This is a genomic window from Roseibium sp., assembly GCF_025698965.1.
GTDB lineage: Bacteria > Pseudomonadota > Alphaproteobacteria > Rhizobiales > Stappiaceae > Roseibium.
The window spans coordinates 1-12017 of the sequence record NZ_JAILWL010000163.1; the positions used below are offsets into that span (position 1 = coordinate 1).

Here is a 12017-nt window from a genome sequence, read left to right on the forward strand (position 1 = left end):
TGTCCGAAGACCAAACCCGAGATGCGCTTGCCTTTCCGGATCTGATCGACGCGCTGGCTGACATTTTCCGTTCCGGATGCGTTATGCCAACGCGACATCACCACGATGTGGAGATCCCGGGTGAGCCGGACGGGACAATGCTGTTGATGCCGGCCTGGGTTCCCGGAGGCTTTTCAGGCGTCAAGGTTGCCAATGTGGTTCCCGGCAATTCAGAGCGCGGTCTGCCTGCGGTCTCGGCGCAGTATCTGCTGTCGAATGCCGCCACCGGTGAAATGCTCGCGATGATTGACGGCGGAGAATTGACGGCACGACGCACGGCGGCTGCATCGGCGCTGGCAGCACGTTATCTGGCAAGAGCCGATGCCGGACATCTGCTCGTTCTTGGAACCGGACGCCTGGCGCCCAATCTCGTGGCCGCTCATATGGCGGTGCGGCCAATCAACGAAGTCACCATCTGGGGAAGATCTGAGACCAGGGCCAATGCACTTGCTGGTGAAATAGCAGCGAAATTCCAGGTAAATGCAGGGATTGCCGACGATCTTGACCAGGCTCTTGGCAAGGCGGACATCATCAGTGCGGCGACACTTTCGACAGAACCTCTGGTCAAGGGCAGCATGCTCAAGCCTGGAGCACATGTTGATCTGGTTGGAGCTTTCAAACCGACCATGCGCGAAAGTGACGACGATGTCGTCAGGCGAGCTGAGATTTATGTCGATACGCGTGACGGGTGCCTGTCTGAAGGCGGCGACATTTTTCAACCGCTTCAATCAGGCTTGATTTCATCGCAAGATATCAGGGCGGATCTTTACCAGCTCTGCCGACAGGAACATCCCGGCCGCCAATCCGACGAAGCGATCACCATGTTCAAGTCTGTTGGCGCGGCCTTGGAGGATCTGGCAGGCGCGATGCTCGCATATCGCAACGCCGGGCATTAGTTCCAACCTCAGCCGAGTTCGAATGTCGTGATCCCGTACATCTGATCCAATGGCAGATCAGGGGCGGGGCCGCGATACATGCGGAAGGTTTCGAATTCCGGTGAGAGCTCGTGCTTTTCCGCCAGGAGCAGAGCCGCCGCATTGGGTTCTGGCGTATCAAGGATCACAGTTTGCCCTTTTACCTGACCGGCCAGAGCGCGGAACAGCGTATCCGCGATTTCCGGCGTATCGGCAAACAGCGGGCCTATTTTGTATCCTTCGTGGCATTGCCGGATAACGCCGTATCCTTTGACGGTCCCATCTTCAACAAATGAGAAACCTCTGCGGGTCTCCAGCATCGGTGCAGTCCACAGCCTCAGGAATTCGGTCCTCTCTTCAGGAAAGAACTGTCTGTCATAGTCCCGGATCGAAGGGAAAATGCCTTGTCCAAGAGGCGCGATACGCGGATCCATCGGAGTATCGCACAACGAAATGCCGCATTGGCGCACATTGCGATAGAACCTCTTGAAGCCGTGTTCGCCGTAACTGGCCGTCTGTTCGTTGACCGCATCCAGCCCCATGCGCCGGGCGCCGAGATATTTCATTGCGTGGTCCCAAATCTGGTGACCGTAGCCTTTTGTCCGGTGCTCACGTTTGCAGATGTAAAGGCCTATGAAACCGAATGTGTCGCCGTAGCGGACCGCAGATATGACGTTGATCAGTTCACCATTGATCTCACCTGCAAAAAAACCGTTCGGGTCAGCAGCGTGGAAGGCTGCGCCATCCTCCAATCCCGGGTTCCATCCTTCCTGCATCGCCATATCCAAGGGGATGTGCATCTCGACATCTTGCAGATGTCGGATTTTCAGCGTGTCAGACATTGGGGCTCCTCAGGTGTATTTTCGAGCGGACGCGCCGGCAAACTTATGCCGACTCTCCAGGGATTTAAATTCTCTGTAACGATTTCTGCAACCGCATCGTTGAATTGGATCACGCAGAATGTCGATTGACCACCTGGCGACTTGCGTCCAGACCGCAAGTGTGCATCACTTTACTCAACGTTATTATTGAATTCAAAAATGCGGCTCACTTAGCGGAATAGCTGCAGACATGTGTGTTTCGTCACAGACTGAAAGTATTTCAAGCGCAAGATTGCAGTGTGGATCAAGGCGCTGAGGCGGTTATGAAAAAACGGGAATATCTGTCTGTAGCCTTGCATGCAGCGAGGCAAATGATCTCCGGTACCAAGCCGGGGCTAAGAAGGACGTTACAGGTCGGCGTGCTGTGCCTTCCTGTCGGCCTGACCGGCTTGCCTTCCCTTGGGCTGGCTGCTGTTTCGGAGGATGCCGGCCGGCGCGTTGCGCTGGTGATTGGCAATCAGGACTACCAGCATGTTGAGCCTCTCGAAAACCCGCTCAATGATACCAAGGAAATTTCTAGGATCCTGCGCGAAGCCGATTTTGAAGTTACCATCGGCACCAATTTGAACAAAAAGGAGCTGGAAGGTGTCGTCCGGCGTTTTTTGCGCGAATTGAACGATGGTGACACGGCACTTTTCTATTATTCCGGCCACGCACTGCAGGTCGGAGATGCGAACTTTATATTGCCGGTCGATGCAAAACTGTCATCCCAGTATGACCTGGAATTCGAGAGCCTGAAGGTCTCTCACCTGCTTGATTACATGAAGGCTGCTTCCAGCCTGCAAATCCTGATGCTGGATGCCTGTCGGGACAATCCGTTTGAAATCGCCAGTCTCTTTTGGGGAGAACAGGAATACTCGCTCGGTAAGACCCGAGGATTGCGACGGATACCCAACAAGCTGGGGTCCTTCATTTCCTATGCCACCCGGCCCGGTCAGGTAGCCTACGATGGCGAGGGGCCAATGAGCCCGTTCACGACATCTGTCGTCAACAACGCGCTTGACCCCACCCTTGAGATCAAGGACCTGATGACAAGGGTTCGGGATGAGGTGGTTCGTAAAACGGGCGGGCAACAGATACCCTATGAGGATTCAACGCTCGTCACGAGTTTCTACTTTGTCCCGCCAAAGCCCGAACCGATCGTCACCGCGCATCACCGAGTGAGTATTCCCGTTGGTGATGACGCCGTAGCTTTGAACATCCCGGCACCTGTGCAGCCTGAGGGCGGCAGCTTGCGTGCGACGCTGACATTGTCGCCGGAAAAAGGCGAGTTGCGTTTGCCGGACGGAAAGGCCGTCGCTGAAGGCGAAAGTCTTGGTGCTGAAGAACTGGCAAGCCTGGAATTCGTACCGACAGGCTCCGCGTCCGGTGATGTGGAACTCATCGGTTATCAGGTGGAAGATGAATGGGGTGGGAGCGCCTCCGCGATCGCCTCCATAACGATTGTGCAGGCAGAAACGGAAGTCGCGGCTCCCGAGCCAGAGGAGAACCGCCAGGAACTCCTGACTGCAACATTGAACTGGTTGTCGAATGCTGCCCAAAAGGGAGCTGTTGAGGCAGATATCGGTGTTGGTCCCCAAGCGATCTACCCCGATGCACCCGTTAACGGATTACCCGCCACGAGCGACTGGCTAAAGGTCGTTTCTGTCGATAGTGATCTTCAATTGTCCTCCGACGGAAGATTGCTTCAGGCGGGGGACCGGTTTCCTGTTTCCGCACTGACTTCCTTGACCGTAAGGCCGCAAATAGGAAGCGAGACGGAAGCACGTCGGTTCGAACTGGAATTACCCGCGCAATCGGCGCAAGCACCTGAAACGATCACCCAGATTGTTCAACCCCGTGTGGCTCAGTGCGATCAGCTGGCGACACAGCCGTTTGACCTGCAGGCCGTGACTGAGGGACGCCTGGCGAACGAGCTGGATCCGGCAGCTGTCGACAAGGCTTGCGAAGAGGCAATGACTGCCTATCCGGCAGTTGGCAGGTTTGTCTTTCAAAGGGGACGCGGCGCCTTCGCTGCAGGTGACCTGGAAAGGGCCATTTCCTATTTCGAACAGGCTTATCAGATGGGGCACGTGCGAGCGGGGCAGGTACTGGGCCGCATGTACTATCTTGGCGCGGGCATAGACCGGGATCGCAAGAAAGCTGTCGAACTCTATCGAAAGGGAGCGGAGCGCGGCGATGCTTATGCGCTGCATTCTCTCGGCATGGCGGAAATCAAGGGTGAAGGAACGGACCAGGACGAAAAGGCCGGTCTGGAAAAACTTTTGCAGTCTGTCGAGGCCGGGCACACATTCTCATTCAACGCCATTGGCAATTTCTATCTGCGTGGCACGCATGTGGAAGAGAACACCGATCGGGCAGTTTATTATTTCAACCGGTCTGCTTCACGTGAGGATATTTACGGATATCTGAACATGGGAACGCTTTACCGTGACGGCAAAGGCATCCCAAAGGACTATGAAGCTGCGCTGGGCTGGTTCAAAAAAGCTCACGATGGCGGGCACCCCGCTGCGGGTACCGCGATTGGCTTGCTTTATTTCAACGGGCAAGGCGTCGATAAGGACGAAACCGAAGCCATAAGATGGTTCCGTGAAAGCGCGGCGCGAGGTGATGCCTGGGGTGCCTACAACACGGCCTTTATGCTTGGAAAGCAGACAGGAGATGCTGCAGGCCGTGATCGCGTAAAGATGCTCGCGCAGGCAGTTGCTGTCGATCCTTCATCCCCGGCCGCGGAAAAAGGCAGGGACGGGCTTAAGGACGCGACGGGAACGCTGAAGGCAAAAGTCTTGCAACAGACGCTGACGGACCTGGGTTTCGAACCTGGGCCGGTGGACGGCCAGCCGGGCCGTAAAACCCGTGAAGCGCTATCTGAATTCTTCAATACCTCCGGCCGCTCAACCGTCCAGGGAGATGAAGCTTTGATTGCGGTGGTCAAATATCAATGGGAGCAGAACCGCCCGAGATACGATTTGTTCTAGGGCCTTCGGGAGAAGCAGAATGAATGTACTACTGAAAATATTTCCGTTAGCTGCTGCATCGGCACTTTTGCTTGCCGGGTGTCAGTCTCAATATAGGCCCGGTGTCACCGCAGCACCTCTGACAAGCACGACTGCGGCGCCGGCAGCAGCGTCTCCGCAAGCTGCGACGGTTGCGCGAACAACTACAACAGCGGCTGCACCTCCCATCATTGATCCAATCAACGACCCCAACCTTCGTGACACCAACAACGACAGCGGCGGCGGTGGTGGTGGCAATGACAGTCCTGGTGGAGGCGGCGGCGGCTCCTGGAACTAGAGCCAAGCCGAATTGAGATGAAGTCGATGCTCCGTCGAAACCGGATTTTTCATAGGGTGATACGTCTGCGCGTTGCCACGATCCTGTTTGCCATTCTTATGGCCCCGGCATTCGCCGTGGCAGGAGAATGGCGGGCGCTGGTCATCGGCATTGATGACTACGAACACGTTTCACCTCTGAAGGGAGCGGTGAACGACGCACGAGATATTGCCGAGACACTTGGTGCCGCAGGTGTCCGGGATCTTACGACATTGCTCAACGGCTCTGCGACGCGGGAGGGAATACTGACCGCGTGGCAGGAGTTGATTGAGAGGTCCAAGTCTGACGATGTTCTTGTTTTGTCCTATGCGGGTCATGGAGCGCAGGAGCAGGAGTGGGCAGAAGGGTCGGAAAAAGACGGACTGGATGAAGTCTTTCTGCTCGCAGGATTCGATGTGGCAGCTCCCGGCAACGGGCAACGTCTTCGCGATGATGATCTGGCTGGGATGTTGCGAGCTGCGGGGGATCGCAATGTCCTGATCCTGGCAGACAGCTGTCATTCCGGCACGATGACAAGGTCTATCGATCCACGCGTCACCCGACTTGGAACAAGACTGGTCGGGCTTCCACCGTTTGAAGATGATGAATTGCGCAGTCAGACACCACACCCTGTCTTGGCCGGTTCAGCCAGCTCTGAAACGGATCCTGAACAGCTTCCAAACGTGATCTATGTCGGCGCAACGGTTGACGGTCAGGTGATCCCTGAACTCATGATCGCCGGTGAACCGCGCGGAGCCTTGAGCTGGTCTTTTGCACGTGGCGTTGAAGGACGAGCGGATCTGGATCGCGATGGTGGGATCTCGATGGCAGAACTGACCCGCTTTCTACAAGAGACAGTCCGCGTCGCGACGGAAGGTCGTCAGACGCCTAGCCTGCTTGTTGGCGGGAATACCCGATCCGCAGTGCTTCCCAGAGTAAGCGACGATCTTCTGGCCAGAAACAATAGCGAGTTGACAGTCTCGGCAAGCACCAGCACTGCACTTCCGGTGCTGAACATTCTCTCCCAACAGCACAACGGTCGTATGAAAGTTCTCGCGGAAGGTAGCGCTGATCTCTATTGGGATGTTGACAAGGGTGATGTCCTGACCAAGTTCGGGGACGTCGTACTTCGAAACAACGCTGCCAACGCAGACAGTTTTGCCGATGTTGTGACCAAATGGATTTTCCTGGCGGATCTTTATGATCTATCGCGCAAACTTCAGCCGATTGAAGGAACGTTGCAACCTGCCGTCGGTCATATTCCCGAAGGGTCTCCATTCCGGGTTGGATTGAAATCCGACCAGGGAGGGCACATGGCGGTGTTTGCTCTTGAGGCCGATGGTACCATGCGCTTGCTTGCACCTGACAAGGAAGCCGATCCGCTCGGGCGGGATACGTCGCTGGCAGCAGATCAACCTTATGTGCTTAACCTGCGGGCAGCGCTTCCTTTCGGTGCAGATCACATCGTTATGGTTAGGTCCGAAAAACCCATGCCGCAGCTTGTAAGCGTGCTTTCTGCACTGGACGGACAGCAGCTTGGGGCAAAACTGGCGCAAAAACTGGTCGAACTGATCGACAAGAACAGCGACGGACTGGGAATTGCAGGTGTCTACACGGAGCCGGCCGGATAGTCCCGGGGGCACCCAGAGCACATCCAATATTCAATCGATGTGCTCTGGATTTCGGGTATCTTATTGCAGTGTAAAGCTCTTTTGTGTGACCATGGCCACAATCAATTCGCCTTTTTTGGGCAATAACAGATCATGAACAGAGCGCTGGGCTCAGGAAAGAGCACCTGGCGCCAGAGGCAGATGACTTTGGAGACCGTCATGATGGATGTATCGACCAACACCTTCTTCCGGCGAAGTTTGCAGAAGGCCGGTTTAACTTTCGCCGTCGCATTCGGAGCTTCAGTCGGTGTTGCCTGGGGTGAACCGGTCGCGCTCGTATTGGACAAGTCGGAAGGTGTTGATGTTGCGGCGTTCGCCGAGCTCATGCCGGGCGATGTCATTGAGCTTGGCCAGGAAAACCACATCGATTTGCTCGATTATTCTGCCTGTCAGGAAGTACGGATAACGGCTGGAACCATTTCTGTTTCCTCGTCAGGCTACGCTTTGGAAGGAGGTTTGGAGAAAGTCCTGCGCGCAGGCAACTGTCTCCAGGCCGAAAGTGGTTCCGACGCTGAGACAGCAGACAAGGGTCTGACGGTCACGCTTCGTGGACTGACCCTGGAAAACAAAAAGGCTGCCTCGCTAATGCTGCGTTTCGATGACGCACTGCGAGATCAATACGGCTCAGTGTTTGTGTCCTTTGGCGGCGGTGAGCCAAAACGTTTTGAGCTGCTGGACCATGTCGTCACCGAGATGCCTGATAGGGAGAGTGACGAAGAAGCTGTTGAAGTTGAGCTGTTTCTGCAAGGAAAGGCGCCGGACTTCGGTGTCGAAATGCGCAAAATTCTGATTGACCCTGCGTCGGTTGGGCGAAACACAGCAGTTGTCCTGGTAAAATGAGATTTGGCGGCCGGTTTGCGGATGCAGCCTTTGGCCGAAAGCACCTTATTGCGCTTATCGCGATTGTAGCGATAGGCGTCGGCGTTTTTGCCGGTCTGTCGGCAAAGAAATCCATCTGGGAAGGATGGGTCATCGACCGCCTGTTTCAGGTAAGAGCAAGTCTGGGCGTTGCGCCTGAAATCGGCTATTCCCCGGTGGCTGTCGTCGGGTTGGACAACGTTTCACTGGATTCTGACCGGCTTTCTCCTTTTCCTCGCGTTTTGATGACACCTGTCTTTGCGGAAGCCGGGCAGGCGGTCCTTGATGCAGGAGCGCTAGGTGTCGGGTTCGATTTTATTTTTGCCTATAGCGCCGACGCCTTTGTCGATCCTGAGACCGGCGAGGCCAGACTGAGTGGCTTTGATCTGCCGTTCCAGAAGTTCATTTTCAGCAATCGGGACAAGGTGTTTATCTCGCACACCGAACTGGGTGTTCCACACAGAAGGTTTTCTGCGGCTGCGGGCGCAGATGGTGTCCGTTCGGTGACGGTTTCCACGGATAGTGACGGCGTGGTAAGGCAGCATGAGCCGCATCTGCCTTTATCAGCATCTCCACATCTGATCGATGCATTGCTCGCCATTGCCGACGTGGAAGCGCCTGAGAAATATACGGCCGTTCCGTCATCCAGGCTCGCAAGTTCCATACCCTACCTGTCGCTGATCGACGTCCTGTCTATGATGGAAAATGACACTGGCCGAGATTACCTCAGGCGGTTTGCAAAAGACCGTTTGATCCTGTTCGGGAGTCTGGTGCCTTACGAAGATGAACATTTGTATTCGGACCGGTTTCTACCAAGTCTTCCACCTGAAAGGGTTGAGACCGGTGTCAGCGGTAGGCCGGCTGTCCAACCGCAAACTGCCGGAGTATTAATACTGGCCGACTTGATCGGCTCCGTCCTGTCGAACCGCACCGCGATAGACCCGCCTGCGGAGGTGTTGCGGGGAATGGCATTTGCATTTGCGTTGGCCGGGGTTTTGGCTGGCTTGTTTCTTCCGCTCATCGCGTTGCCACTCGTCGCAGTTGGTGGTGTTGTTGTCGGACTGGGATTCAGTCTATTGGGCCTTGAATTCGGATATCTTCTGGCACCGGGTGTCGCACCGGTTGCGTGTGTCAGTGCGATGGTGGTGTCCGCCGTAGGCAAGGTCGGCATTCTGCAGCGTAGACAACGATCTCTCGTCCGCCTGTTTGGGCATTATCTGGCACCTGACATCATCGATCAGATGGCTCAGTCCGAGCAACTGCCGGAACTTGGCGGAGACACTCGCCACGTTGTCGTTGCCTTTATCGACATTGTCGGCTTCACCAAGATGTCCGAAAGCCTTGCCGACCAGGATGTGGTGCGCGTTGTCAATTCCTGTTTCGATGCGATTGGCCAGGTGATAACCGCGCACAAGGGGTATATCGACAAGTACATAGGCGATGCGATCATGGCGGTCTGGAACGCACCGAATTCGGTTGAAAATCCGGAAAGGGCCGCAGTTGACGCAGCGGAAGAGATTATCGCTCTGCTGGACCGCATCCGCGAACTGACCGGGCAGCCGAGTTTGGATTTGCGAATTGCATTGAATGCGGGACCGGTGCTTGTCGGAGATATCGGTGGTGAGCACCGCAGATCCTTCACCGTCATGGGGACGACCGTCAACACGGCCAGTCGGATTGAAGCCGTCGCGAAGGAACAGAAGGTGCGCCTGGCTATCAGCCAATCGGTGACAGACAACTTACGAAGGTCTTATCCGGTCAAGGAGATCTGGACCGGTCGACTTCGAGGACTCAGCACGGATATCACGGTATTCACCTTGGACATTCCTGAAATGTACATGGAAAACGTCGTTCCGATGGCCCAGGACAAGCGCAAGCCCAGTCGTACCAAATTGCTTAAGTTTCCCCGCTGAACCGGTTGGAAGGTCAGCTTTTTTGCATATTTTCGACAGGTCCTGCATGATCGAAAAGTAAGTCCAGACAAGGATTGTCAGATAAACGCGCTTCAACCAGGGTGTGCGGATGGTTGACGGACCAGATAATCGAAAGGCCGATGAGCACCGGCCGGATCTTGACAGGACGGTCATTCGACCCCGGAACCAGACACCTGCCTCATCCAGGTCTTCTGTCGGAGCATCTCAACGGACAGGAAAAGGCAGCACCAACCAACCTCAAAAGAGATCCGCAATGTACCTCTATGGTGCTCTCGCGCTTGGGTTTCTCGTGCTTGGCGGCGGGATTGGAGGTCTGGCACATCTGATAGGGTCAGGCGCCATATCGATTTCTCCACCGAAATTGGCTGACGACGACACCAACCAATCTCAACCGGATGAAACAGCCCTGGTCAAAGGGGACGAAGACGGAAGCGGCGCTGAAGAGATAGCTACCGCAAACGGTGATGCAGAATTTTCAGGGATCCAGGAGCCGGAGTTTGCAGACGCGAACGATCTTGATGTCCCGGCAGATCCATTTTTTGATATGGCGGTTTCTGCGGTCATTCCACTTGCGGGGGATCCGGTTCTTTTGCGCGATGGTTCAGCAAGTCGCCGAATAGAGCTGTCAGAGCGGCCGGTTCCGGAGAACAGCGGAAAAGGAGCGGCTGCGGCCGTTCCGACACTGACGGCGTTCGTTCTGGACAGCGAAATGCTGGACGATAATGGTGACCTGGTTATTCGGGCACCGGGCAGCGAAGTTGATTTTCAGTTCGGCAATTTTGGTGGTGGTGAAGACACGGACGGAATTACGATCGGCGATGGAGGCGACGCCTCGGAAAGCCAGGCAGCAGATTTACCGGTCTTTCTGAAGCCGCCGACAGATACGCTTAACCTATATCTGACCGAACGACCGATTGGGCAGGGGCCGAGTCGAATTGAAATTCGAACGGAAGTGTCGACAGCGATCTCCTTGAAAAAATTTCTGTCGGAAAACGGCTTCGACGGAGATGCTTCCAAACCTTTATTGGAATTTGTTGAAAGCGAATTCGGTAAGAGCAATTTGATCGCAGGCGATAAAGTCGCATTGCGCGGTATTCGGATGCCGAACAAAGTGGGGCGCGTAGGGGACTATTATCGGCCTGTGCAGGTGTCGATTTACTCCAGTCAGGGATATCTCGGGACTGCAGCTTACACTCTGCAAAGGCAGGGTGGCTCTTATGTTCGCGGTGCTGATCCCTGGTTTGGAAAAAAGATCGTGCAGGAAGATATCTTGAACGATAACAAGGCAGGTGCTGCAAAGACGCATCGGTTGATCGACGGGCTGTATGCGACCGCCGTCCGCAATGCGGTGCCGGCGTCCATCGTTGGCGAGGCGATCGCTTATCTGGCGCCGACTACGGATCTCAAGCGGGCAATCAAGGCGGATGAACGGTTTACGCTTGTTTTCACCGATCAACCGCGTGACGAAAAGCGGGGCGGGGGTAAAGTGCTGTTTGCAGGTGTTCGTCGCGGTGACAGCTGGTCGGTGCGTTGCTACGTCCTGAAAGCTCCGGGAAACCGAGGTTTTGCCTGCGTGAACGAGGGCGGAAAAATCAGTCTGTCCGGCGCCATGCTTGTCCCCGTGAAGGGCGTTTTAACCTCAAAATTCGGAATGCGTTTCCATCCCATCAAGAAAACCGAGCGGCTTCACGCCGGTGTTGATTGGGCTGCGCCAACCGGAACGCCGATACGGGCAGCGTTTTCCGGTAAGGTCAGCTATCGGGATGTCCGGGGTGGGTATGGGAATTTTGTTGAATTAACGCATAAAGGCGGCATCTCCAGCCGATACGCTCATATGCATGAATACGCCGACGGGATTAAGTTGGGATCGGTTGTTCAGGCGGGCGATATCATCGGCTACGTCGGTACAACGGGCCTCTCGACCGGTCCGCACCTGCACTTTGAAATCCGGCAACGCGGTGAACCCACGGACCCATTGGCCTTTGAAATGGAAACCGGTGCCGACGCTCCCCAAACAGTCGCCAGCGGAGACCTGAAGGACTATCGCGGCACGATTGGCGAGATTCTGAGCACGCATTGATTGGCAGCTTTGGGATTGGCAGCTTTGGGCTTCAAATTCCAGAAGAGGAGAGGGGCGTGGGCAATTTTATCGCTCGCGATTAATTCGCCTTCTTGAGTGCTTTCTGTTTCGACATTTCGACAGGTATGGCAAGTCGAATTTCGGCGCGTCTGAGCGCATCATCCATCTTGATCAGTTCGTTTTTGAAATGGTAGCGCAGGTGCGAAAACAGACCACTCCGGTGACCTGCCACAAACTCTTCCACCTCTTTTTGAGTTGAAATGAGTATACTGCGATGGACAACCAGTCTTTGACGGCTGTTTGCCAGTTTCTCCAGCAGGTCACCGTAT

At 55.3% G+C, this 12017-nt stretch carries 9 protein-coding genes; 7 read left to right on the forward strand and 2 right to left on the reverse strand.

Annotated features, from left to right (window positions below; translation table 11 throughout):
* Positions 1–935, forward strand: a 935-nt coding sequence (locus K5905_RS14630) for an ornithine cyclodeaminase family protein (protein WP_297585200.1), incomplete at its 5' end; no start/stop codon positions are given.
* An 8-nt stretch (positions 936–943) separates the two neighbouring features.
* Here K5905_RS14630 and K5905_RS14635 read toward each other — a convergent pair.
* A complete protein-coding gene (locus K5905_RS14635; RefSeq protein ID WP_297585202.1) occupies positions 944–1795 on the reverse strand; it encodes a GNAT family N-acetyltransferase in 852 nt (283 codons plus the stop codon).
* Positions 1796–2097: 302 nt separating this feature from the next.
* Here K5905_RS14635 and K5905_RS14640 point away from each other — a divergent pair, with 302 nt between their 5' ends.
* The 6 genes from K5905_RS14640 (at position 2098) to K5905_RS14665 (ending at position 11688) form a co-directional block, all read left to right on the forward strand.
* Positions 2098–4812 (forward strand): caspase family protein, encoded by a 2715-nt coding sequence (locus K5905_RS14640; protein WP_297585205.1) that lies wholly within the window; start codon positions 2098–2100, stop codon positions 4810–4812.
* A 19-nt stretch (positions 4813–4831) separates the two neighbouring features.
* On the forward strand, positions 4832–5128 hold the full coding sequence (locus K5905_RS14645) for a hypothetical protein (RefSeq protein WP_297585208.1): 297 nt from the start codon (positions 4832–4834) through the stop codon (positions 5126–5128).
* Positions 5129–5154: 26 nt separating this feature from the next.
* On the forward strand, positions 5155–6777 hold the full coding sequence (locus K5905_RS14650) for a caspase family protein (protein WP_297585211.1): 1623 nt from the start codon (positions 5155–5157) through the stop codon (positions 6775–6777).
* 198 nt (positions 6778–6975) lie between these two features.
* The gene (locus K5905_RS14655; protein ID WP_297585214.1) at positions 6976–7656 is read left to right on the forward strand and encodes a hypothetical protein; all 681 of its coding nucleotides are present in this window, start codon (positions 6976–6978) and stop codon (positions 7654–7656) included.
* The gene (locus tag K5905_RS14660; RefSeq protein ID WP_297585216.1) at positions 7653–9587 is read left to right on the forward strand and encodes an adenylate/guanylate cyclase domain-containing protein; all 1935 of its coding nucleotides are present in this window, start codon (positions 7653–7655) and stop codon (positions 9585–9587) included. The genes K5905_RS14655 and K5905_RS14660 overlap by 4 nt, the downstream gene beginning before the upstream one ends.
* A gap of 274 nt (positions 9588–9861) precedes the next feature.
* Positions 9862–11688: a M23 family metallopeptidase gene (locus K5905_RS14665; RefSeq protein ID WP_297585220.1), complete on the forward strand. Its 1827-nt coding sequence runs from the start codon at positions 9862–9864 to the stop codon at positions 11686–11688.
* A 79-nt stretch (positions 11689–11767) separates the two neighbouring features.
* On the opposite strand, the gene K5905_RS14670 is transcribed toward K5905_RS14665, so the two are convergent.
* Positions 11768–12017, reverse strand: a 250-nt coding sequence (locus K5905_RS14670; protein ID WP_297585223.1) for a hypothetical protein, incomplete at its 5' end; no start/stop codon positions are given.